This window comes from Bacillus sp. LL01 (genome assembly GCF_001037965.1).
Window position 1 is genome coordinate 310,838 of record NZ_LFEL01000001.1, and the last position, 24,897, is coordinate 335,734.

General features: G+C 41.3%; 24 protein-coding genes and 1 pseudogene. 2 read left to right on the forward strand and 23 right to left on the reverse strand.

Annotation, left to right across the window (positions count from 1 at the left end; genetic code table 11):
- Positions 1-15: 15 nt before the first annotated feature.
- The 5 genes and pseudogenes from AB685_RS01530 to AB685_RS01550 all read right to left on the reverse strand — a co-directional run.
- Positions 16-777, reverse strand: coding sequence for a nuclear transport factor 2 family protein (locus AB685_RS01530; protein ID WP_047968790.1), 762 nt, complete (start codon positions 775-777; stop codon positions 16-18).
- A gap of 314 nt (positions 778-1,091) precedes the next feature.
- Positions 1,092-1,502 (reverse strand): Rrf2 family transcriptional regulator, encoded by a 411-nt coding sequence (locus AB685_RS01535; protein WP_047968791.1) that lies wholly within the window; start codon positions 1,500-1,502, stop codon positions 1,092-1,094.
- 435 nt (positions 1,503-1,937) lie between these two features.
- Entirely contained in the window at positions 1,938-3,008 is a 1,071-nt protein-coding gene (locus AB685_RS01540) for a M14 family zinc carboxypeptidase (RefSeq protein WP_047968792.1), read from the reverse strand.
- A 187-nt stretch (positions 3,009-3,195) separates the two neighbouring features.
- A complete protein-coding gene (locus AB685_RS01545) occupies positions 3,196-3,381 on the reverse strand; it encodes an NUDIX domain-containing protein (RefSeq protein ID WP_053073691.1) in 186 nt (61 codons plus the stop codon).
- Positions 3,382-3,527: 146 nt separating this feature from the next.
- A pseudogene (locus AB685_RS01550) lies at positions 3,528-3,692 on the reverse strand (DUF1572 family protein); the annotation flags it as partial.
- A gap of 472 nt (positions 3,693-4,164) precedes the next feature.
- Here AB685_RS01550 and AB685_RS01555 point away from each other — a divergent pair.
- Entirely contained in the window at positions 4,165-4,542 is a 378-nt protein-coding gene (locus tag AB685_RS01555; RefSeq protein ID WP_047968794.1) for a hypothetical protein, read from the forward strand.
- 72 nt (positions 4,543-4,614) lie between these two features.
- Here the strand turns inward: AB685_RS01555 and AB685_RS01560 are convergent, their stop codons facing one another.
- The 16 genes from AB685_RS01560 to AB685_RS01635 all read right to left on the reverse strand — a co-directional run bounded on the left by AB685_RS01560 (position 4,615) and on the right by AB685_RS01635 (position 21,926).
- The gene (locus tag AB685_RS01560) at positions 4,615-5,451 is read right to left on the reverse strand and encodes a CAP domain-containing protein (protein ID WP_047968795.1); all 837 of its coding nucleotides are present in this window, start codon (positions 5,449-5,451) and stop codon (positions 4,615-4,617) included.
- A 381-nt stretch (positions 5,452-5,832) separates the two neighbouring features.
- Complete coding sequence (locus AB685_RS01565; RefSeq protein ID WP_047968796.1) at positions 5,833-6,984, reverse strand: homogentisate 1,2-dioxygenase; 1,152 nt, start codon at positions 6,982-6,984, stop codon at positions 5,833-5,835.
- A gap of 34 nt (positions 6,985-7,018) precedes the next feature.
- On the reverse strand, positions 7,019-7,930 hold the full coding sequence (locus tag AB685_RS01570) for a fumarylacetoacetate hydrolase family protein (RefSeq protein WP_047968797.1): 912 nt from the start codon (positions 7,928-7,930) through the stop codon (positions 7,019-7,021).
- A 19-nt stretch (positions 7,931-7,949) separates the two neighbouring features.
- Positions 7,950-8,558 carry a flavin reductase family protein gene (locus tag AB685_RS01575; protein WP_047968798.1) on the reverse strand — a complete coding sequence of 203 codons (609 nt, stop codon included), beginning with the start codon at positions 8,556-8,558 and terminating at the stop codon, positions 7,950-7,952.
- 20 nt (positions 8,559-8,578) lie between these two features.
- Complete coding sequence (gene hisC, locus AB685_RS01580; protein WP_047968799.1) at positions 8,579-9,667, reverse strand: histidinol-phosphate transaminase; 1,089 nt, start codon at positions 9,665-9,667, stop codon at positions 8,579-8,581.
- A gap of 57 nt (positions 9,668-9,724) precedes the next feature.
- Positions 9,725-10,843, reverse strand: a complete 1,119-nt coding sequence (gene hppD / locus AB685_RS01585; protein WP_047968800.1) for a 4-hydroxyphenylpyruvate dioxygenase — start codon at positions 10,841-10,843, stop codon at positions 9,725-9,727.
- Positions 10,844-10,959: 116 nt separating this feature from the next.
- Positions 10,960-12,396, reverse strand: a complete 1,437-nt coding sequence (gene lpdA / locus AB685_RS01590) for a dihydrolipoyl dehydrogenase (RefSeq protein WP_047968801.1) — start codon at positions 12,394-12,396, stop codon at positions 10,960-10,962.
- Between the two features lies 1 nt (position 12,397).
- A complete protein-coding gene (locus AB685_RS01595; protein ID WP_198530437.1) occupies positions 12,398-13,645 on the reverse strand; it encodes a dihydrolipoamide acetyltransferase family protein in 1,248 nt (415 codons plus the stop codon).
- An 11-nt stretch (positions 13,646-13,656) separates the two neighbouring features.
- Complete coding sequence (locus AB685_RS01600; protein ID WP_047968802.1) at positions 13,657-14,652, reverse strand: alpha-ketoacid dehydrogenase subunit beta; 996 nt, start codon at positions 14,650-14,652, stop codon at positions 13,657-13,659.
- Positions 14,652-15,716 (reverse strand): pyruvate dehydrogenase (acetyl-transferring) E1 component subunit alpha, encoded by a 1,065-nt coding sequence (pdhA, locus tag AB685_RS01605; protein ID WP_047968803.1) that lies wholly within the window; start codon positions 15,714-15,716, stop codon positions 14,652-14,654. Before pdhA ends, AB685_RS01600 begins: the two co-directional genes overlap by 1 nt.
- A gap of 16 nt (positions 15,717-15,732) precedes the next feature.
- Positions 15,733-16,869 (reverse strand): Glu/Leu/Phe/Val dehydrogenase, encoded by a 1,137-nt coding sequence (locus AB685_RS01610; protein WP_047969681.1) that lies wholly within the window; start codon positions 16,867-16,869, stop codon positions 15,733-15,735.
- A 23-nt stretch (positions 16,870-16,892) separates the two neighbouring features.
- Positions 16,893-17,291 carry a hotdog domain-containing protein gene (locus AB685_RS01615; protein WP_047968804.1) on the reverse strand — a complete coding sequence of 133 codons (399 nt, stop codon included), beginning with the start codon at positions 17,289-17,291 and terminating at the stop codon, positions 16,893-16,895.
- Between the two features lie 389 nt (positions 17,292-17,680).
- Positions 17,681-18,475 (reverse strand): ABC transporter ATP-binding protein, encoded by a 795-nt coding sequence (locus tag AB685_RS01620; RefSeq protein WP_047968805.1) that lies wholly within the window; start codon positions 18,473-18,475, stop codon positions 17,681-17,683.
- Positions 18,453-19,475 carry an ABC transporter permease gene (locus tag AB685_RS01625; protein WP_047968806.1) on the reverse strand — a complete coding sequence of 341 codons (1,023 nt, stop codon included), beginning with the start codon at positions 19,473-19,475 and terminating at the stop codon, positions 18,453-18,455. Before AB685_RS01625 ends, AB685_RS01620 begins: the two co-directional genes overlap by 23 nt.
- Before the next feature lie 30 nt (positions 19,476-19,505).
- The gene (locus tag AB685_RS01630) at positions 19,506-20,504 is read right to left on the reverse strand and encodes an ABC transporter substrate-binding protein (RefSeq protein ID WP_047968807.1); all 999 of its coding nucleotides are present in this window, start codon (positions 20,502-20,504) and stop codon (positions 19,506-19,508) included.
- Between the two features lie 474 nt (positions 20,505-20,978).
- Positions 20,979-21,926: a nitronate monooxygenase gene (locus AB685_RS01635; RefSeq protein ID WP_047968808.1), complete on the reverse strand. Its 948-nt coding sequence runs from the start codon at positions 21,924-21,926 to the stop codon at positions 20,979-20,981.
- Between the two features lie 80 nt (positions 21,927-22,006).
- Between AB685_RS01635 and AB685_RS01640 the strand changes: the two genes are divergently transcribed.
- Entirely contained in the window at positions 22,007-22,525 is a 519-nt protein-coding gene (locus AB685_RS01640; protein WP_047968809.1) for a gamma carbonic anhydrase family protein, read from the forward strand.
- A 138-nt stretch (positions 22,526-22,663) separates the two neighbouring features.
- Here AB685_RS01640 and paaX read toward each other — a convergent pair whose 3' ends face one another.
- Entirely contained in the window at positions 22,664-23,539 is an 876-nt protein-coding gene (paaX, locus tag AB685_RS01645; RefSeq protein WP_047968810.1) for a phenylacetic acid degradation operon negative regulatory protein PaaX, read from the reverse strand.
- A 147-nt stretch (positions 23,540-23,686) separates the two neighbouring features.
- Positions 23,687-24,895: an acetyl-CoA C-acyltransferase gene (locus tag AB685_RS01650; RefSeq protein ID WP_047968811.1), complete on the reverse strand. Its 1,209-nt coding sequence runs from the start codon at positions 24,893-24,895 to the stop codon at positions 23,687-23,689.
- Between the last annotated feature and the right edge of the window lie 2 nt (positions 24,896-24,897).

Here is a 24,897-nt window from a genome sequence, read left to right on the forward strand (position 1 = left end):
AAATCCTCCCCTAAATTAGAACTTACCGTTTTCGTTTTTCCATTCTTCCTTTGGTAAAATGGTTTCAACTACATCCCAATGCTCAGCGATCTTTCCATTTTCGACTCTGAATAAATCGTAAAAGGAAGTATGCTTTCCACCCAATTGACCTTCACTCACTACCAAAACGAAGTTCCCTTGAGCGACTATTAGGTGAAGTTTATCATACTGCATCGTTATTCCTTGTTTTGCCCATTCTTCTAGCGCCTTTCCTAAACCAGAAAGCCCATCAGCGATATATGGGTTATGCTGAATATAATTGTCACCGTTAAAATAGGAAGTGAACTTATCAGCGTTTTGACCCATTAATATATCTTTTACAAAGTTTTCAACAATCGCTTTGTTTTCCGCAGTTTTGTCTTCATCTTCGATTTGCGTTTCTCCATCTAACATCGTGTGCCCATTCGCTGTATCCTTGACTAATTCTTGGATATTATCCCAGTGTTCAACGATTTTTCCATCCTCAAATCTAAAGATATCAAAAATTGCTTTTGGACCATTCAGCTCATACTCTGAATGTACTGCTACTAGATCTCCTTCGCTAAGAACACGTTTTACCTCAACTTTGGTTCCAATTTGTTTTAAATAATCTAATGCTCCTATTAATCCGTCTCTGCCATCACCAAAGTTCAGATTGTGCTGGATATATTTTTCGGCGCTTACGTAATCCTCAATCGCTTTTTTATTTCCACTTTGCAAGCTTTTTAATACCGCTACTGCTTTTTCTTGGTTTGTCATTTTCTTTACCTCCTGATTTGAAGTTACATCTTTATTTTTTATTGTTTAGCGTTACTTACTCCGCACCCTATAAGAGCAGAGGATAATACCAAACCCATTCCAATTGTTAAAACTGTCTTTTTTTATTCATATCTAAAGCACTTCTTATTTTTATATTGTAACAATAATTGTTACAACTAGATTAAAAAAATAAAACAACAATGCATTGTGTATTTATTTTATTGTGATTTGCACTACACTTGTAACTATAATTGTTACAACATGAAAAGTCAATACCATTTTTTCCTATTTTAAAAATAAAAAATCATCTCTTTTTATGCAAAGAGATGATCCATAACATCCTGAAGTGTTTTCGTCTTTAATTCGTTTTCCATTGCTAATTGAACACTTTTATAAGTGTCTTCTAATGTAGACTGAATCCTTTTTCCGACAAGACAATTAGGATTCGGTTCTTCATGGATAGGAAATAGTTCTTTATCTACTTGAATGGCATTGTAAATATCCAGTAAAGAAATTTCTTTCGGTTCTTTTGTTAATGAAAAACCTGGCACTCCTACTTTCGAAGTTAATAACCCAGCTTTTTTCAAACTGCTACTAATTCTCCTTATCACAACAGGATTCGTAGTAACACTACTTGCAATCATTTCAGAAGATAACGCTTCTTTTGGATGTAATGCCACTACAGCCAAGATATGAATCGCTACGGAAAGACGCGTATTTACCATCTCTATCACCTCCTGTAATTATTATTGTTACAATAATACCATAATTGATGGACTTTAAAAACACATATTACTGCATATATTATTTAATGCTTAAATAAAGATTAATCTTTTAAAATATAAAAATGGCGAAGGCACTTTCAAAAAGAACCACTTACCTTTATGGTTTCTACCCTTACTTTCCGTTAGAAAGAACGGCTTTTCAATAACTTTGTGAAGAATTGTACTTAAATAAACCTGCCCTTTAATTGAATATCTAGATCTCATTCCCATGCTGCAAGATATTCTAGAAAAGCGCTCGATTACTGAATATTGGAAAATACAAAAGAGCTTCAAAAATTGTATGATGTAGATTGATTTTCTCACATACAAAAAAAACGCTCAATGAATTGAGCGTTTTCTTGAATGTGGGACAAGGAACCTGTCCCTGCCGAATGCTTACTCTTCGCTTTCCTCACTTTGTCTAGTATTCTGGAAAGGAAGTGTCTCCCAGAAGGTAGTATCAACAGTATTGATAGATCCGTCGGCAATGGCTTTAACTGTAGAGTCAAGCGTAATTACCGTCTGCTTAATTAAATATCCATTGCTCTTTTGACCAAGTACTGCTGTTGGGTTTGTGTGATCGGACATTCCGCGCATTTCGAATAGAAGTGTCGCGATGTCATATCTTGCAGCAATTCCATTTCTTCCAATGTTGTCTGTGTTACCGCCGAAATACTTTCCGAGATGCCCCCAGCCTTTTGACTCGATCTCATGGAATACGACGGCACCCAATTGTTTGGATTGTTCGACAACTGCTGAATCAACGTTCGGGCTTGTCGGGTATAAAATAGATCCGGAGACAAGCTTCCCGTCACGTTCACTTTGTGTCCCTTGGTGGTGCAGGTCGATTAAGTAATCAATATCATATTTTTCTAAAACATTTTCATGCAGCGCACGCGCTTCCGGCTGCATTGCTTCTGGCGCCTTATCATGCTCACGGTTAAGGTCAAAGTTATTTGCATTCGCTCGAGTTAAATGACGGTCACCCGCTGCAATATAATTATCCGTTGAGAAATTCACATCCCCCATTGCGCCGTCTGCATTCAGCATTGGAATGATTAAAATATTTACATGGTCCAGAACCGATTTATTTTTGCCAGTTCCCAAATGTTTAATAAACTCCATCGCACCTTCTGTTGTCAGCTGCTCATTTCCGTGCTGCTGCGTAAGAAAAAGGATAGTTGGATTCTCTTCATTTTGAATATATTTAGCCATGTAAATATCACGGCCCTTCACTGTTTCCCCAATAACCTCAAGCTTCAGTGCTTCCTGTCTTGCCTCTTGTTTATGTAAGTATTCAACCAGCTCTGTATATGTAGTAAGAATTGAAGTCTGAATAGACTCATTGCCATTATAGTTCGGACCATTTCCTACCGCACCTGCCGGCAGTGTCCCCGCCGTTAACGTCCCCATTGTCATAACCCCTGTTAAAGATAAAGCTAACATCGTTTTGTTCAACTTTTTCATAATTTCCTCCTTAGAGTTAATAGAGTCGAATGAACCTCAAATTAACCTTAAAGTTTATTGAATAATCTGTAAATGGGGACAACTTCCCCTTTTTTTAAAAATGTTTAGAGTTACTAAATAAATAGTGCTAGGACTTTCATCCTCCTTTCGCATCAGAACGATAGACCCATTCCCTAGAATGAGTCTATTAATTTATTGATTCAAAGCCCTCAGCTTCAAGTCCTGTTTCTTCTTTTAATTCACGAGAAGCAACTTCTTCTAAGGTCTGCATTATTTCCATACCGCCACCAGGTAAACCCCAATATAAATTATCTGAAAGAAGTTGAAAAAAGATTTCTGGTTTCTTATTTACTACAAGATTAGTTGTTCCCATACTAATAATAAACTTTCTTTACTCAGAAATATATCCCACCCATTTACCTCCCTTATAACCAAAATACTTAATGCAAAAATATATCTGGTAAGAATTCCAAAAAAATATGAAATACCTTTAAACAAATTAAATTAAATGGCCCTAAAATTCCCACTTAAATATTTTACGATAACTGCAACACTATTCGATCCTTCATTTAAAATCCAATGAATATCATCTTCTGATAATTGACTTATTGTCTTGTCACCAAGGTCTTTAACACTTTTAAATCTTTCTTGGACAACTTTCAAATACTCATTTCCAAAACTCATTAGTATCTCCTCTTTACATGGTTGGTTGAATAAATTTCTCAAATACTAAATAAAAAATCATCCTCTCTTAACTTCAATTTTCTACTGAATATCCCCTTCTTTAATTCCACAATATGACCCTTTAATGGAATATCCATTATTTTCTATAATGTCATAAAACTTCTTATAGGAGAGGTTTCAATGATAGTTACAGGTGTCTAACAGACCTGTGAATTGACAACTCTTTTATCACCTTATCTTTATTGTCCTTTTGCAATATAGGTGGCCAAATGGTGTTTTAATTCATATGGGAAGCCTGCAATTTCTATGCTGTTTGTTATTTCCTCTTTCTTTAAAGGAACCCATATTGCTTTAGGTGTAGGGTTATGTCTGGGAGTCTTAAAAGTTCCTATTCCTATAGGAATAATAAAAGGAATTTGTAGTTTATTGTCGAATTTAGTCATATAACAATTTGTTTTAGAGGGGTTTTATTATGACAAATTACGATAATGAAAAAGTGTATTCTTCGTTAAGCCATTTCCGACGAAAGCTCAGCGTACTTTTGGATCTCCTAGAAAGGTATCAAACGTCAGATTTTGAAACCAAGAAAAGAATATATCCAGAATTGATTGTAGAGTTCAAGAGTTTTAAGGAAGATCTGAAAAGAGAAATAAAGATCTTGATCCAATATGACGCTAGTTTATGGGTTTCTGACCAACTGCTCCCTTCGTTGGCTGTCACTTCGGCATTCCTTCAGGATATAGGAATTAACCGTATTAACCCTAACAGTATTCATAAAGTAGTCCAACAGGTTAGAAAAGCGTATTTTTTCATGGAACGTTATGATTGTGAAAGTAACGGAAGGGATTAAATAAGTTTAACACGACATTTTAATACCGCAAAAAGGCAACCGAATTGGCTGCCTTTTTTAGATAAATCCATATTATTTACCAATGAACATTTGAGTCCAGTAATTACCTTCTTCCACATGACCTACACCAATGTGAGTGAAGTTTTCATTCATGATGTTGGCACGGTGACCTTCAGAATTCATCCAAGCATTTACAACTTCTTCCGGGCTTTGCTGTCCTTGTGCAATGTTTTCTCCTGCAGTGTTGTACTGAATTCCGTATGTCTTCATCATATCAAATGGAGATCCGTGAGTCGGGCTGTTATGAGAGAAATAGTTGTTTTGTTGCATGTCTTTAGATTTATCTTTTGCTACTTTGCTTAACTCTTCATCTAACTCAAGTGGAGCTAGTCCTTGTTTTTCACGCTCAGCGTTAGTTAATTCTACGACTTTCTTTTCAAACTCACTTACAGCACCAGCAGTTTGTTCAGTTGCTGGTTTTTCAGCATTTTGCTGTGGAGCTTGTTGTTGTGGAGCTTGTGCTTCTTGTTTCGGTGCTTCAGCTGGTGCTTCTTCTTTTTCTTCTTTAGGAGCCTCTACATTTTCAGCTGACTTCTGCTCTTCTTGTTTAGGAGCCTCTTGTTTTGGAGCTTCTTTTTCTGCCGCTTCAGCAGATGGTGTACCATTCATGTTGACTTTTACGCCATACTTTTCTTCAAGATCTTTCACATAACCATCTAAGAATGCTTTTGCATCTTCTTGGTTTGCGAATGCTTTGTTACTATTAAATGAAGTGACTTTGTTTGTTAAGTCACATGTTGGATTTGTTGGTGCATTGGATTCGGCTTTCGCATTCATTCCGAATGGTGCCGCAGTTAATACAGCTGCTGTAGTAACAGCAGTGATGATGGACTTTTTGTTGATTTTCATAGGTGTGTTTCCCCCTTGAAATTTTTTTGTGTTGCTTTCTTGCTACACGAAAATCATACCACGGGTTTTGTGTAATATTAGAGGAATAATATGGATTATGAGCACTTCGTATTTCTATAATTATCCATATACTGAGAGAGTCTTTATGTATCAACGTTTTTCATAGAAGTAAATGTTTGAAGGTTCTTCGATGATTTTTCCATTTATATGAAACATATTAAAATTATACTAGAAAAATGGTGTTGACAGGTTTTTATACAGTCCATTTTATTACAGGATAGTTCTTTTATATTACAATTTTTACAGCAAATCTTACTTTTTTGGGTAATAATTCCTCATAAATTGTAAAAGAACCCCAAGATCGAGGTTCTTCACACTTCACTATTTTTCTATCCAAGTGAACATATAATTTTTATCTTCAATACTATGTGCCTTTTTAACTACCTTCAGTGGCTTGAATGTATCAATCATCACAGCCAGCTCCAGGGTCTCTTTCTTTCCTATGCTCGTCTCGGTGGTACCTGGGTGAGGGCCATGTGGGATGCCGGATGGATGTAAGGTAATCGATCCTTCCTCAATCCCTTTGCGACTCATAAAGTTGCCTGCCACATAGTAAAGCAGTTCATCGCTGTTCACGTTACTATGATAATAAGGGGCAGGGATCGCTTCTGGGTGGTAATCATACAATCTTGGAACGAAGGAACAAACAACGAAATTATGCCCTTCGAATGTCTGATGAACAGGTGGCGGCTGATGAACCCTGCCTGTTATTGGTTCAAAGTCTTCTATATTAAATACCCAAGGATAAAGATAGCCATCCCATCCCACCACATCTAAAGGGTGATGACCAAGTACATGGGAATGCAAATATCCCCTGGTTTTGGTGATAACTTCATACTCCCCTTTATCTGTGTAAGTCTCCAACGTTTCCGGTCCCCTGAAATCCCGTTCACAAAACGGACTGTGCTCGAGCATTTGACCATATTCATTCCGGTATCTTCTCGGGGTGGTTAATTGACTGAACGATTCGATGAAAAGGATTTTCGTTTCCTCATTTGGAACAACTCTATAGATGGTCCCTATAGGAATGGTGACATAATCTCCCTGACGGTAGGTTATTGTTCCAAACATCGTTTCCACCTTACCGGACCCGTAATGAATGAATAACATCTCATCTCCGTCACCGTTCCGATAGTAATTTTCCATTGCTTCAGTCACCATGGCCGTACCTATTAATAGATCACTGTTGCCCAATAAGTACTCTCTGGCATCTAGTGCATTACCTTTGCTCTCGATGGAAGTTGTAAGTAAGTGACGGTGGTTTAAAGCGTCTTGTTCTTCATATTCCGGCAAGTAACTGCCAAGAACCGTTGATTTTACCACTTCAGTAGGCAGGAAGTGATGATACATAATGGATTGTGTACCCGAGAAACCCTTTGTTCCCATTACTTGTTCTCGGAATAATGTCCCGTCTTCCTTTTTGAACATGGTGTGACGTTTATGCGGTATTTCTCCCATTTTACGATAGTACATGAGCTCACCTCATATTATATATTTACACTTAGTCTTATTTGATAGTATTTTTCAATTCCCCTAATCCAGTTATGGATAATTCCACTTCATCCCCAGGCTGCAGCCAGCGATGTACGTCTGTACCGAGTTCCAGTATGCACCCTGAACCTACAGTACCGGATCCTATCACTTCTCCAGGGTAAAGGGTGACATCAGCAGAGGCTCTTTCAATCATCTGAGCGAAAGTGTAATGGATATGTTCAAAATTCCCTTCAGAAAGAAGTTTACCATTAACAGATGCAGTCATTTTCATGTTATAGCCATTTCCTGTTTTGAATGGTTCTAGTTCCTCTGGAGTAACAATGGCAGGGCCTAATGAAGTGGCGAAATCCTTCCCCTTTGCTGGCCCTAGACCAACTTTCATCTCTTTTGCCTGAAGGTCCCTTGCACTCCAATCATTCATAATGCAATAACCGAAAATGTACGCTTCAGCATCTGTTGCCCTGATATTCCTTCCTTCTTTTCCGATGATGCAGGCAATTTCTAGCTCGAAATCCAACCACTCACAGGCAGATGGTTTCTCAATTAGTTCGCCATGCCCTTTAATCGCCAAGTGATTGGTAAAATAGAATACAGGGATTTCATACCATTCCGGGACTACGTCAAGCCCTCTTCTTGCCCTTGCCGTCTTAACATGTTCTTCAAATGCATAAAAGTCACGAACACTGACTGGTCTCGGTATAGGAGCAAGAAGTGTCACCTTATCCATGCTATACCTTCCCTTTTGACTACCACTATTGCAGTGCAGTTCCACTATTCCTTTGAATTTATCGAATTGATTTATTAAAGTCAGCAGATCGCTAGGCAGTAGACCGTCCGATGCTTCGTTCATATCAACCACATGGTTCTGATCCATCCAGCCTGCTCGGATGTCACCTGTTTCTTTTCTAAAGGTTATATATTTCATAGCAAACCCTCACATTGTCTTATTTGCGTTGGAGTTCGAACATATCACTGATGGATTTTGTGTACATACTGCCTGCCATTCTTCCAACTGGGTTCAATTTCTTTGTATCTATTTTCCCCTCGTAATAAAGGTCATCTGCAATGTGGATGCTTTCCACCTTACCTATGACTAAGCTTCCGGCACCTGGTGCATCTCCAAAATGTAGCACCTCATGAAGTGTACATTCCAATTGAACAAGGCTTTCTTTTACACGTGGTGGCGCTACAAGTACACTTCGTTCTTTCGTGAAGCCGGATTCTTCAAATTCATCCACTACACTTGGGAATTCCGTTGCTGTTATATTCATTTGTTCCACGATTTCCCCACTTACAATATTGATGACAAATTCTTTTGTGCTTTCAATATTCAGTAACGTATCCTTCTTTGAACCGTCTGTACCTCTTCGCATCGGGGAAAAACAAACAAGCATCGGTTCTGCACTTATGGCAGTAAAAAAACTGAATGGTGCAATGTTTGCTACCCCTTCCTTATCAATAGAAGAAACTAATGCTATTGGCCTTGGTAAAATAGAGCCCACCATCAGCTTATAAGCATCTTTCCACGCCAGGCTGCTTGGTTGAATATCCACGTTGATTCACCTGCACTTTGCTATAAATTTTTTAAAGCCTCGATAAAATATCGATTATCTTCCATGGAACTGATAGTGACCCTGATGCTCTCCGGATACCCCAAAGGAGCACCTGATTTCACCATTATCCCTTTTGTCAGCAGCCTCTGAGTGATTTCATTTCCATCCCTGCCTATATGTATCATCATAAAATTTGCTTGTGTTGGAAAATAGGAATAACCCAGTCTCGATAGTTCCGCTTCCAAGAAGGCACTACCCTCTTCATTACGAAGAATACACTGTTCCTTGAATTCCTGATCCTCTATTGCGACCACCGCAGCAGCTTGGGCCAGTTGATTGACATTGAATACCTCTTTTACCTTTGTCAGTTCGGATGATAATAAAGGATCCATGATACCATAGCCAATTCTTAACCCTGCCAGGCCATACACTTTGGAAAAGGTTCTTAAAATAACCAGATTGGAATGTTTCTTCAGTAAAGGAATGGACTGAAGATATTCCTCGCTTGTCGCATATTCGTAGTAGGCTTCATCCAATACAATCAAGATATGTTCAGGTACCTTTTCTATAAAGGTCATTAGGGACTCTTTCTCCACAATGGTTCCTGTAGGGTTGTTCGGATTGCAAACAAAGATCATCTTTGTCAGTTCGGTAATATGTGCATGCATTGCTTCCAAATCATGCACGCCATTCTCTAATGGGACGATAATAGGATTTCCACCCTCTATGGACACATTGGTTCTGTATCTCGGAAAGGTGATATCCGCCATGATTGCTTCCTCTTCTGAGTTAAGAAATGCTCGAAGGAGGAGCCTGATGATCTCATCTGAACCATTTCCGATGAACAACTGACTTTGCTCTACTCCCAAAAAGCTTCCCAACTTTTCCGAAAGGACCCTAGCCGAGCCGTCCGGATACGTAAACAAATGATCAAGCTGTTTCATCAACTGTTTTTTCACTTGTGGAGAACAACCGAAAACATTCTCAATTTCGGACATGTTTCTTAATGTAGGGATACCCAATTCCACCTGTATTTCCTGTAGACTCTTTCCCAAAGGATAGGCAGCAATATGTTGGAGAACTTCTCGGCTTTTCACTTTTACCGCCATGATATATACCTCCCTATAAAAAAGGAGGGAATTGACTTCCCTCCTTCCTTGTCTTCCTTACAGATTTCCTCTTAATTCCTGTTCTCTTTCAATTGATTCAAAAAGTGCTTTGAAATTACCTTCGCCAAATCCTTTCGCACCTTTACGTTGAATTACTTCAATGAATAAAGTAGGGCGGTCTACTATTGGCTTTGTAAAGATCTGCAATAGGTATCCTTCATCGTCGCGGTCAACTAGGATGCTTAATTCACGAAGCTTTGCAATCTCTTCATCAATTTCTCCCACTCTTTCGGACAGCATTTCATAGTAAGTGTCCGGAGTATTTAGGAACTCTACCCCATTTTCTTTCAATGTGCTTACCGTCTGAACGATATCCTCCGTCAATATTGCTATATGCTGAACCCCAGCGCCATTATAGAACTCCAAGTATTCTTCAATCTGGGACTTTCTCTTTCCTTCTGCCGGTTCGTTGATCGGGAATTTGATACGTCCGCCGTTATGCATCACTTTTGACATTAAGGCAGAGTATTCTGTATTAATGTCCTTATCCGTGAAATGGGTCATTTCTTTGAAGCCCATCACCTTCTCATAATAAGCAACCCACTCTTCCATCTGCTCCACGTTCCCTACCACGTGGTCGATCCCAATGATTCCAGCGTCTTTCACTGGAGTGGAGTTTTTGTACTCTCTGAATCCAGGCATGAAAACACCTTTATAGTTTTTTCGTTCGATCAATGTATGGATGGTATCTCCATATGTACCGATTACTGCTTTTTTCAAGGTTCCGTACTCATCAGTAAGTTCTTGTGGAGGTTGGATTGCAATCGCTCCTCTTTCCACCGCTCCATTGTAAGCACTTTCAACATCTTCCACTACAAGGGCGATATCCTTAACTCCATCTCCATGCTTTTTCACAAATTCGGAAATTTTCGTATCTTGTTTTAGAGAACCTGTAATAACCAAACGAACATTGCGTTGTTTTAAAACATAAGAAACTGATTCTCTGTTTCCTGTTTCAAGTCCTGAATAGGCTACCGGTACAAATCCGAATGTAGTAGCAAAAAAGTGTGATGCCTGTTTTGCATTCCCGGTATAGATTTCTAAATAATCCACATCTTTTACTGGAAAAATTTCTTCTACCTGTTCTTTTGGTTGCTTAGTTTTTTCAACATTCATTAAGTTTCCCTCCAGTTTTCCAAAAAAAATTACTATTCTGAATACAATATAATCTATTACTTTACTTATCTGCAAGAGTCTCGTTTAAAGCTAGAATGCTTTGACGCGCCAACGTATCAGGACGAAGTGACTTTTTGCTTTGTAGTGCGCGGTGCCTTGTGAATGGCCTGACCGTTCATATCCTCAACTGCCTCCCACATACTCTCGTTAACACTTGGATGTGGATAGGATGGAAAGAGCAGATCCTCTTGTCTTGCTACCATCTCCATGGCTATGGATCCAGTACTGATCATTTCAACCGCTTGGGAGCCCATCACATGGAGTCCGAGCAACAGATCAGTTTTGGCATCAGATACGGTCTTTACAAAGCCGTCCTTTTGGCCAAGAATGCTTGCATAACCGTTTGTTAGCAGATTGCTTTCCCCCACTTTGACTTCGAACCCTTCTTCCAAAGCTCGCGTTTCCGTCATTCCTACTGTCGCAATAGGAGGAATCGTTTGAACCACTCGCGGAATGAAAGTCAGGTCAAATTCAGAGTTGCAACCAGCCAAGCTTTCCGCTGCCACTTTCCCCTGTTTGATGGATTTAACTGCCAGAGCAGGTCCTTCTGTAATATCACCGATCGCATAAATGGATGAAATGTTTGTTTGGCAAGTTTCATCGACTGTGATGAAACCTTCCTCATTAAGATTTATTCCTGCACGCTGTACTCCAAGTGATTCTGTTTCCGGTCTTCTTTCTTCTGCTATATAGAAATGGGAGCTTTCCAGCGTGACCGGATCCGCTTTGCCTATATCAACATTCACTTCCCAACGGTCTTGTATGAATCGTACTTTAGGATATGTGTCAGCCTTAAGGATCTTTATTTTCTGTTTCTTTAACTGCCTCTGCAATTCTTTGTTGATCGCATGGTCAAATGTAAATTCATGTTGATCTGGCGGGAAAATCATCGTTACATCAGAGCCCAAGTTGCGAAAGGTTACTGCCGCTTCCAGTGTGAAGTCATCATTTCCGTAGAGGGTAAGCTCACTTGGAAGTTCTTCCAGTTTCCAAATGGATGTAGGGGATAACGCTTTGTGTTGCGCATCCAGAATCGGCCTTTTTCGGCATCCAACAGCGATGACTGCTTGATTGAACGTATAAGTATCATATTGATGTCCGTGTTCTACTCCAATCTTCCCGGCTGATAGGAAGGAGGCTTCCCCAGAAATAACTTCTATTTTGTTTGCCTTACATAATGCATGAACACCTTGTAGTAGTTGATCGACCACTTTCTTCTTGTGTTGCTGTAAAGTAGTCAAATCAAATGTCACTTGACTTGTATCCATGCCAAGCTGCTGAAAGGATCCCATTCGATGAAACGACTGGGCTGCTGCTGTATGTATTTTGGACGGGATACACCCCTCATTCAGGCAGACACCGCCAAGCCTGTTCTTCTCGATGATGGTAACCTGACGACCAAGCTGCGCCGCCCTGATTGCTGCATGGTATCCTCCAGGTCCACCCCCGATAACCACTACATCACGTTCTTGTGTAAGTTCACCTACAACCATTTTAAACCAGCTCCAGCATCAATAATTTTGGTTCTTCTAGAAGTTGAGTCAGCCTATTTGTGAATGCCACAGCTGTAGCCCCATCTGCCACACGGTGATCAAAGGACATGGAAATGTTCATTATGGAGCGGATGACGATCTCTTCCTGTTCATTTACAACCGGACGCTTTTTTGTCTTATGGAATGAAATCAAGCCCACTTCCGGCTGATTGATGATTGGTGTCGCTCCAATGCTTCCTCCAAGTGGCCCGACATTACTGATGGTAAAACTGCCACCTGTCATTTCCTTCATCGAGAGCTTATTTTCCTGAGCTTTTTTGGTTAAATCCTTTAGACTCTCATGGATTTCTTTTAATGATTTCCCCTCTACGTTACGGATGACAGGAACAATTAGACCATCTTCTGTGTCTGTGGCAATACCGATATGATGCTCTTTAATCAGCTCTATGGTTTCTTCCTCTTCATTTAATCTGGCGTTGAAGATTGGAAAATCCTTTAGAGCGATAGAGAGGGCTTTAATGAACAATGCAGTTGCGGAAATGTATTGATTGCTTTTTTTCCAAACCTCTCTAAGCTCGATAATATGTGTCACATCCACCTCTTCAAAGTGAGTACAATGGGGAATGGTCAGGAGTGACTGTGACATTTTTTTACCTATTTGCTTTCTCCGGCCTCTGAATGGGATGGTTGTCACATGTTCCTTTTCAGGCGCAGCTTGTTTTACCGTCTGTCTTTCTGGTTGGACTTCCTGTACTTTTTCAATGGAAGGCTTAGTTTTGGCATCTAGGAATCTATATACATCTTCATCTGTTATCCTTCCAGCAGGTCCGGTCCCTTCTATCTGTTCAATGTCCACCCCGGCATCCCTGGCAATTTTCCTTGTATAGGGTGCTGCCATAATTCGGAATGACTTGGCCCTGGATGGTAGATGGAACTCTCCAGATGAATCTGACTCAGGTTTCGAATCGGAATCGGTAGTTGGGGCCACCTCTTTAATAGAGGCTTTGAGATCAGAATCTGCTTCTAGTATAAATAGGGTGGTGCCAACAGGGATGGTCTGCCCAACCTCGACTTTTATTTCTTTTATGACTCCTGCAAATGGGGCAGGTATTTCTGCTGTCATTTTATCCGTCTGTACTTCAACCAATGGCTCATCAGGTTTGACTGTATCACCCTGCTTAACAAAGAATGCTAACACATCAGCTTGTGTCATCCCCTCGCCAATATCATGAAGTTTCACCTCGATCATATCTCCACCTCCTAGAACTTCATCACTTTATTCACTGCTGCTATTACCCTCTCTTTGGTAGGAAGATAATAATCCTCAAATCCGAAATACGGAACGGGAACATCGAATCCTGTCACCCGCTCAACCGGTGCCTTTTGATATAAGAAGGATGTTTCATTGATGATGGCGAGCACATCACCACTAACACTTGTCGCTGCATGTGCTTCATGGACGATGATTGTTCTGCCTGTTTTCTGTACAGATTCTGCAATAATATCTTTGTCGATCGGATAGAGGCTTCTTAGGTCGATCACTTCACAACTAATACTTTTTGCCTCCAATTCTTTTGCAGACTGAAGTGCTACCGGAACCATCGCTCCCCAAGCAATGATTGTGACATCTTCCCCTTCCCTGCATAGCTTTCCTTTTCCGATTTCAACGGTGTATTTCCCTTCTGGCACTTCCTCTCTGACAGAACGATAACAACGCATTGGCTCCAAGAAGAGTACCGGATCAGGATCTTCTATCGACGCAATCAGCAACCCTTTTGCATCATAAGGGTTGGATGGGCAAACCACCTTGATACCCGGCATATGGGTGAAAATAGCCTCTGTACTATCAGAATGTATCTCCGGCGCCCTCACTCCTGCTCCATATGGCGCACGGATGACCATTGGGACGGTAAAGTGACCCATCGTTCTTGCCCTGATTCTCGAGGCATGGGTCATGATTTGTTCATAGGCAGGATAGATGAAGCCAAGGAATTGAATCTCTGTCACCGGACGGAAGCCATTTATCGCCATGCCGATGGCCGCTCCGATAAAACCGGCTTCACTTAATGGGGTATCGAGCACTCGCTCCTCACCAAATTTCGATTGAAGACCTTCTGTTGCACGGAATACACCGCCGTTTACACCAATGTCTTCTCCCATGAGCAGGACATTTTCGTCCTCTTGAAGCATCGTATCGAGTCCATCTGTAATTGCCTGAACCATGGTTAGTGTTTTCGTTTTAAGTGCCGTTTCCATTAAGCTTCACCTCTTATCAATTGAAGAAGTTCTTTTTTCTGTTGCTCAATTCCCCATGTCGGTTTTTCAAATACGTAATCAAACATATCTGCAGGGTCTGCCTTAGGGAAGCTTTCCATCTCTTCAATGGCTTCATCAACTTCTTTGGAAAGTTCCATCATGAGCGATTCTTTCATGTCTTCCTTGAACCAACCTTTATTTTTCATCACTCGCTCAAGTCGGAGAATCGGGTCGCTTTCTCTTCTCTTTTCACTTTCTGATTGATCGCGGTATTTTGTGGGATCATCAGCGGTTGTATGTGCTCCGTATCTCCATGTCACCGCTTCAATTAAAGTAGGCCCTTCCCCGTTTCTTGCTTGATCCAACGCTTCCAACGTTTGGAAATAGACGGCGAAAATGTCATTTCCATCTATTCGCATACTCCTCATGTCATAGGCCAGCGCTTTTTGTGCGATTGTTTCCGTATTCATCTGCTTGGACAATGGTACTGAAATGGCAAAATGGTTATTCTGGTTGAAAAACACAACAGGTGCTTTCAGAACGCTCGCAAAATTTAATCCTTCATGGAAATCCCCTTCGGAGGTTGCCCCATCGCCGAAATAGACTATGCTGGCATTCTTGGTGCCTTTCCTTTTTTCGGCATATGCAGCCCCAACTGCATGCGGAAGTTGTGTTGCAATAGGGATCCCAGGTGGGAACACCTTTCTTCCATTAGCTGGGACACAGCCTTCATTTCTTCCATTCCAAAAGAGGAGAATGTTGCGAAGTGAATGACCAAATGTCATGGTTGCCCCGTGGTCCCGATAGGACGGAAATAGCCAATCCTCCTCCTGAAGAGCCAACGCACTACCGACTTGGGATGCCTCCTGCCCTTCATATGGTGCGTAGGTACCGATCCGGCCCTGACGCTGGAGGCTTATGCATTTTTTGTCAAAGGTGCGAATTCTGAGTAAATGCCTGTACATGGACTGTGACAGCTCTTCTGTGATTCTTTCTTCATATGTTGCATCGAGGATATTCCCTTGATTATCGATTATTTGAATGATAGGAAATTGTTCTTTCAACTTATTTCCTCCTCTATTAAACTCGTACCGACCATTTTGGTCGTTTGGAGTGGGTGAAGAAGCTGTTTCTTCTGCTTCTGTCCACAAGTCTCTGCTCACAGAAGTTATTGGCCGCTTCCACTGTGGTGATATTCATTTTGTCCGCTTCCTTATATACATCCATCAAAGAATTATAGATGGCCATCGTTTTGCGTAATACGCGCTCTTTATTTGGTTCATAAAGCTCATCTGCCACTTGAATCAGTCCACCTGCGTTGACGATGTAGTCAGGCGCATAAAGGATTCCTTTTTCCTGGAGCATGGCACAATGATGATTCTCTATCAGCTGGTTGTTGGCTGAACCTACCACCGCTTTCACCTTTAGCTGCTCCACTGTCTGGTCGTTGACGATTCCACCAAGGGCACAAGGTACAAATACATCGGCATCTACAGAGTAGATTTCATCCCCGCCTACCACTTTAATGCCAGCACCAATTTCCTTGGCTTTGGCTACAAGCTGGTTGATGGCGAATTCATTAATATCGGACACATAGATGTCTGCTCCAGCATGCATCAATTGCTCCGCCACTTTTGCCCCAACCTTCCCAAGACCTTGTATCGCATAACTTTTGCCATATAGGTTCTTTGAGCCCCACAGTGTAAGGTTTGTTGCTTCAATTCCGTATATGACCCCTTGTGCTGTTGGAACGGAGGAATCCCCACTTCCGCCATAAACTTCATCCACGCCGACAATACAGTTCGTTTCTTTTAATGCATGAACAAAATCCTCGGGTGATGTTCCCATATCGGTTCCGGTGTAGAACCTACCATTCAGGGATTCTACAAATTGTCCGAAGGCGCGGAATAGCTCTGGTGTTTTGTCTTTACTCGGGTCGCCGATGATAACCGCTTTACCTCCACCGAAATCCACATCCGCTGCTGCGCATTTATATGTCATACCTTTGGACAGACGCAGAACATCATAAAGTGCGGCATCCACCGATTGATAAGGCTGCATCCGGCATCCACCAAGGGCTGGCCCCAATGTTGTATTATGTATGGCGATAATGGCCTTTAACCCTGTATCCGGATCATTACAAAAAACTACTTGTTGATGTTGTTGAATCTTATCGAACATTTCCATTCCCCCAACTTCAGAAGTAAGCGTTTTCATATTTGTCAAAAGAACCACCCTTTTTATCTATTATTCTTGTTACCTATCATTGATTCGATTTTACTTTTCGGCAAAATGACTTGTGTCACTTCCCCTTCTCCAACAACTCTGTCTTGAGAGAATGCTTGCACTTTCGTAGTGATGAAATTCTTTTTACGCGAAATCACAGTTGCTTCAAGTGTCAAGATGGTTCCCTCTGTTGCCGGTGCCAAATGTTTCACTTTCACTTCTGTACCCATACCTTCTTCCTCTTCAGCAAGAATCCCTAAAATCATTTGCCTTGAAACCCATTCCATGTGGTAAACCATCGTCGCTGTGGAATAGACAGGATGAACTAGTTTCCCTTCAAACTGAGCAAACATATCTTTTGTAACAGTAATCTGAATGGAATGCTTTGCACCGACAGTCAAATCCGAATTCATCCCTTTTCACCTCAAACGTATAACGTTTATTTAACGCTATAATAACATTCCGTTAAATAAACAGTCAATAAATTGTAGAAATTTTATAAATAGTCAATTAAAAACGTGTGAGGAAATAAAGGAGTGGATGAAAAAAAGAGTAGAACGGATAAATCCATTTTACTCTTTTACTCTTAGGAGGAAGACAAACTACTTTATTATCTTAGAATATGCGTTTAACGGTTGATCTCCTTTTCAGGCGCTTCGCTTTCCTGCGGGCGGTCCGTGAGCCTCCTCGACTTCATCTGCGGGGTCTCACCTGTCCCTTCCTCCCGCGGGAGTCTGCGCGCCTTCCACTACGATCAACTAGGTTTCTACATATACATCAATGTAACTCTTTATTAATAAATTTAGCTTAGCAGTGCTCTGTCATTTGTCATCTGTTGGCCGCGGATTCGTTGGAATTCGGACAATAGTCGTTCGATGGTAAGAGTTTTCTTTTCCTCTTCCTCCACTTCAAGAATGATTTGTCCTTTGTCCATCATAATCAACCTATTCCCAAGATCGAGTGCCTGTTGCATGTTGTGCGTCACCATGAGAGTGGTCAAACCTTTATCTGCCACAATCTCTTTTGTGATTTTTGTTATAAGCTCTGCCCTGGATGGATCTAGTGCTGCAGTATGCTCATCCAACAAGAGGATATCGGGTTCTGTGAATGTAGCCATTAAGAGGGAGAGGGCTTGCCTTTCTCCACCTGAGAGCAGTCCCACTTTAGCACTTAACCTGTTCTCCAAACCAAGGTGTAGTGTTTCCAGAACCTCTTTGAAGTACGTTTTTCTATTTTTGGTTACACCAATCTTCAAGGTGCGATTTTTGTTTCGGGAAAACGCCATTGCCAGATTCTCTTCAATTGTCATAGTCGGTGCCGTCCCTGCCATGGGATCTTGGAATACTCTTCCGATATATCTGGCTCGTCGGTGTTCCGCCAAATATGTGACATTACGGCCATCAATTTCGACTTTTCCGGTATCCGGGGTAAGGACTCCTGAAATCATATTCATTAACGTGGACTTCCCCGCACCGTTACTGCCTATGATTGTGACAAAATCACCTTTTTCCAATGAAAGATTGATAGTATCCAATGCGTTCTTTTCATCCAAGGTGCCTTCATTGAATACCTTATTAATCTGAGTTAAGTGTAGCACGCTGCTCCCCCTTTCCATTCGCTGTACCAAGAGAATGAAGCTTTAACATCTTCTGCTTTTTCCTTTTTCTCTCTTTATAGCCTTCAATGAATCTAGGAGTGATCAACGCCAAAATTACAATAGTCGCAGTAATGGCTTTCAAATCGCCTGTTTCCAGAAAATCAACCCTTAATGCCAATGTGACAACAATTCTGTATATAATGGCTCCACCGATAACGGCAAAGGTGGTCCATGCAATCGTCTTTGTGCCGAAGATAGCCTCCCCGATAATGACAGAAGCCAATCCAATGATGATCATCCCGATCCCCATTCCAACATCCGCATAACCGCCGTGCTGGGCTATCAACGCACCTGAAAATGCAACCATGGCATTGGAAATCCCTAAGCCAAGTATGACAAGTCCGCTTGTATTTGCGGACAGACTACGAATCATCCGCTTATTGTCCCCCGTAGCCCTGATTGCCAATCCAATTTCAGTTTTCAGGAAAAGGTCCGTCAAAATTTTGATTACAAAAGTGACAATAAGCATGATAATAATAATAGCCCAAGTCCGTGGAACAAAAGCGCCTAATCCAATGGATGAAAAGATATTATTTAAAAACGGGTCAATGCCCATATCATTCCACCAGGAGCGGATATTTGTAAAGAATGTATCACTGTTCATCAGAGGCACGTTCGATCTGCCCATGATTCGTAAATTGATGGAATACAAAGCGATCATCATCAAAATACCAGATAACAACGGATTAATTTTTCCAAAAGTATGTAACGACCCAGTTATACAGCCTGCAATGAAACCGGCGAACATAGCCACCAATGTGGCTGTAACGGGACTATAACCACTTACAATCATCGTTGCAGCTACTGCTGCACCTGTTACAAAGCTTCCATCCACCGTCAAATCAGGAAAATCAAGGACCCTAAAGGAAAGATATACCCCCAGGGCCATGATTGCGTAGATGATTCCCAATTCGACTGAACCAAAAATTGCTGTTATCACGTCAGAATCATCTCCTTGTTGTACTTTACTTTATTTTTCATCATAGAAATCAGCTATTTCACTCCAAGCGTCCTTCATTTCTAACCCTTGAGCTTCGGCCGCATTCGTGTTAATCGTCAATTTCAGATTTTGAGGGTAGGATACCGGAATCTCAGATGGTTTCTTTTCCCCTTTCAACACCTGAACTGCCATCAAACCTGTCTCGTAACCAAGGTCATAATAATTGAATCCACTTGCAGCAACTGCCCCAGCTTCCATGGAATCAAGATCTCCTGCAAATAAAGGAATCTTTTCATTTGTTGCCACAGTTACAAGTGATTGTAATGCAGAAACAACCGTGTTATCAGTAGGCATATAGATTGCATCCACTCTACCTATCAAAGATTCAGCAGCCTGTTGAACCTCTGCAGATGTTGACACTGATGCTTCGACTAGGGAGGCTCCTTTTTCTTCTACCAGACTTTTTACAGTTTCCACCTGAACAACTGAATTCTGTTCCCCAGTATTATAGATAACACCGATGTTTTTCGCACCAAGCTCATCTACTATGAAATTGATTGTAGTTGCAATTGCGTCAGGGTGTGTATCAGATGTTCCTGTAATGTTTTCCCCTGGTTTTTCAAAGGATTCCACCAACTCTGCTCCAACTGGATCTGTAACAGATGTAAAGATGATAGGAATATCCTTTGTCGCCTGCAATGCACTTTGCGCACTTGGAGTGGAGTTCGCAAAAATTAAGTCCACTTCATCTGCAACAAATTTGTCGGCTATCGGCTTGTTGTTGTTCGGATCCCCTTGTGCATTCTGAACATCATATTTGACATTTTCTCCTTCTTTGTAGCCATTATCTTCAAGGGCTTTTTTAAACCCTTCAAACGCAGCATCCAAAGAAGGATGTTCTGCAATCTGTGTTACCCCAATCACTACTTGATCCTTTCCATCCCCACTTGTCGCATCTGAACTACAACCTACCAACAAGGCAGCACATGCCACACTTGCCAAAATGGATTTCATCTTGAACTTTTTCATACCTTATCCCCCTTATATATGTTTATAAGCTACATAAAAATATGTAAGCTTTTGAAACCGTTTACAAGATATGTATATCTATGATGTGAATTCAGAGATTCGTTTTTTCAACGTTATATTACCACCCGGAAATTGATAGTGTCAATATATTCGAAAAATTTAAAATAAATTTATTATTGTAAAATAAATACGCCATTTCTATTCAAAACCCTTTTTCTTTTTGAAAATAAAAAAGAAACCTCTCGTGTAAGTTAGAGGTTTCCTGACTGTTTACAAACTCTTATGCAATTGTTTCATCATTTACGTTGTTGATTTCCGTTTCAGGCGCTTCGCTTTCCGCGGGCGGTCCGGAAGCCTCCTCGGCAGGCCTGCGGGGTCTTCCATGTCCCTTCCTCCCGCAGGAGTCTGCGCGCCTTCCACTCCAATCAACAAGGTTTCTACTTTTACAAAAAGGCAAATAGAGGATTCAGCATATTATAATAAACCTATAGACTTTTGTAGCTGTTGCTTTGCATCGTTCATCATCTGTTCGAATAATTCATGGACACTCGGAATCGTTGAAATGACACTCGAAACTTGACCGCCATTAATGAATCCTTTTTCCAAATCTCCGTCTACTGCACCTTTTATATGGTGATTTTCAGTAGTCAGATTGTTAAATTCTTCGAGTGTAACGCCTTCCTGTTCCTTTTGCAGTAATTGATCTGCATAAGGTGTGCGGAGTACCCTTCTCACTCTTCCGACTGTTCTTCCAACAATGACAGTACCTTGATCATCGGCTGCTAAAATGGTGTTTTTGTAATGTTGATGGAACGGAGCTTCCTTTGTTGCGATCAACCTTGTCCCCATTTGAACACCTGATGCGCCGAGAGCCAGTGCAGCTGCAAGCCCTTTGCCGTTACCGATACCGCCTGCAGCTGCAATTGGGACAGAAACAGCTTCTGCTATTTGAGGAATCAATGTAAGTGTGGTGGTTTCGAGGTTGGAATTGATTCCGGCAGCTTCATATCCTTCTGCCACAATAATATCTGCCCCAGCATTTTCAGCCTTGATTGCCTGTTTTGGGGAAGCGACCACACAAATCACTTTTATCCCGTGTTCTTTCAGTTTCGGAATGAACGGAGCAGGGTTTCCTGCAGAAAGTGATACAACAGGTATCTTATGTTTAATGATTAGAGCAAGTAATTCTTTTGTATATGGGGAAACCGATAACGCAACATTTACTGCGAAAGGTTTTTCCGTCAGTGCTTTCGTTTGCCTAATGATGCCTTCCACTTCTTCCGGCTTCATCGTTCCTGCCCCTATCGTACCAAGGCCACCTGCATTGGACACTGCAGCTGTTAATGGAGCGTTACTAATATTCCCCATTCCTCCCTGGATGATAGGAAGGTTTATATTTAAAGACTCTATTAACCTATTCATCTAATATTTCACCCCTCGTGAAAATAATGTTATACTAATTTTAATATTTAGACAATATATATTAGGGGCGTGAGAATAAAATGATCTATCCATATGGAGGGAAATCTCCAAAACTTGATAGCTCTGTTTTTGTAGCACCAGGTGCTCGTATAATCGGGGATGTTACCATCGGCGTAGAATCGACTGTCTGGTTCAATGCGGTTTTAAGGGGAGATGAAGGCCCTATCACTGTTGGAAAAAGATGCAGCATCCAGGATAATGTTACCGCACATTTGTACGAAGGGTTTCCATTGGTAATTGAAGATGAGGTGACCGTGGGACATACTGCTATTCTGCATGGTTGTACCGTAAGGAAAAGATGTATCGTGGGAATGGGCTCAACAATTCTAGACGGTGCTGAAATAGGTGAAGAAAGTATTATAGGAGCGAACACATTAATTCCATCTGGTAAAAAAATACCTCCACGCTCCCTTGTAGTTGGATCTCCAGGTAAAGTGATCCGTGAGTTAAATGACAAGGATTTGGAGCTGATCCAGCTTTCCATTGATACATATGTCCAAAAAGGGAAAGACTATCAGAAGGAACTGGGAGATAAATGATTGGTAAAACCGGGATTTGTAGCCCGGTTTTTTATTTTCAAACAGAACTCTTCATCCCTGTATATTTATCATAATAATATTATGTAAACAAATGTAGCGCAAAAAGCACCTCCAAGCGGAAATGCCCTTCTTTAATCCTCACTCCATAATAAAAGGATGATTCATCACATCATATTTCTTATCCTTTAGCTCCAATTCATTTCCATCTTCAAATACCCCTTCAAAAAAGCGTGAAGCGGGTTCCGCCAATTCCTTATAATATTCGCTGAAAAGTGCTGCAGCATGACTTCCAAGCCACATTTCTGGTAGAAGCTCTTCTGGTAACCCTGGATCGACGAACAGAAACTTTCTGTACTCATGTACCAGCTTGGTCCGCTCGACGAAACACTCTGCATCAGACATCTGCCCTTTGCCAATCTTGTTTTTGGCAATGATATATTTCTGGCTATACTCCTGTATGAATTGCTGGTACTTTCCATTTATCTCTTCCAAGTCCCAGCTTTTCATGACGAGACGTTCGTTTGCATATGGGCCATGATATTCCGAAATAAAAAAATCTACATAATCTTCTATTTCATATTTGATTATAAGATCCTGTACTTGCTTCTCCAATGAGTTGGGGGAAATCCAGCAACTGTTAGATAACGTGCCAAATCCACTCCAGATCAGCTCTTTTCGCAGCTCGTCCCTGACACTCCTTATTTCTTCCGGTATGGTGTACATCAGCATGCGCCATTTTCCATCCCAGCTATCAGTTTTCAGTTTAAATATACGTTTAGCCGCCTCATCAATCCTTTTGATTCCGCGATCTGTTAAAAAGTAATAACTTTTGTTTCCTTTTTTCTCAGCCTGAACCCAGCCCTGTTTGTTCATTCTTGAAATCGCTGCACGCACCGCTTGGTCATTATGGCCAAATTCATTTAGAAGCTTGATCAAACTTCCAATCCAAATTTTATTGCCATAATGTCTTACATAGTCACCATATAAAGTAAAAATCATTGATCTTGTATTCATGCCCCGCATCCTCTTTCTACCACAAATATAATTGCTATATTACACTAATTTCATTTTAACAGAGTAACGCGTTATAGAAAAGGTGAAAACCTAAAACCTAGTAATCCCATTTTATATAGCACAAAAAACCATAGAGCCAACTGCTCTCTATGATTCTTCTATTCTCTCCACGATGGTGGCAATACCTTGCCCGACACCTACACACATCGTGGCCAGCCCATATCGTGACTTACGCTTTGCCATTTCATGAACAAGTGTCGTAAGAATCCTCGCCCCACTTGCACCAAGAGGATGGCCAAACGCGATGGCACCACCATTGACATTGACTATGCCTGTGTCGAGGTCCAATTGGCGGATGCACTCCAAAGATTGTGATGCAAATGCTTCATTCAGTTCCACAAGATCTATGTCCTCCACCGTTAAACCTGCACGAGCTAATGCTTTTCTAGTGGCATAGATAGGGCCGATTCCCATGATGGACGGAGTTAGACCGGCTGCTGCAGATGTAACATACCTGGCAAGGGGTCTCAATCCGAGCTCTTTCGCTTTGTCAGCACTCATCAATAAAAGCGCGGATGCTCCGTCATTGACTCCAGATGCATTACCTGCCGTTACCGTTCCTTCACCGAATATAGGGCGCAATTTGCCCAGCTTCTCCAAAGTGGTCTCAGGCCTAGGGTGCTCATCCTTGTCCACTATCGTTTCATTCCCTTTTCTGTCCATAATAGAAACAGGAACAAGTTCTTCTTTGAAACGGTCAGATTCCATGGCTATTTTGGCTTTTTGCTGGCTTTCGTAAGCAAAGAGATCTTGGTCTTCTCTTGAGACAGAAAATTCTTTGGCCACATTTTCTGCTGTTTGCGGCATCGTATCCACACCGTGCATTTTTTCAAGCTTATTGTTTGTAAACCTCCATCCAATGGTCGTATCCATCAGTTCCATGTTCCCACGGGGGTAGTCCATCTCAGGTTTTCCCATGACAAAGGGTGCACGGGTCATACTTTCAGTTCCTCCAGCAATGAAAATGTCCCCTTCTCCAACCATAATGGCACGCGCAGCATAGTTGACTGCATCTAAGCCAGAACCGCATAATCGGTTAATGGTGGTACCTGCAACTTCTACTGGCAGTCCTGCCAATAACGCACTCATCCTCGCAACATTCCGATTATCCTCTCCAGCCTGGTTGGCATTACCGAATACTACTTCTTCAATTTCTCCAATTGGCACAGATGGATTCCTCTCAACTAGCGCCTTAATCACGATAGCTCCCAGATCATCCGGGCGGACAGTTTTAAGAGCACCCTTGTATCTCCCAATCGGTGTTCGACAAGCATCCACTATCACTACTTCATTCATCA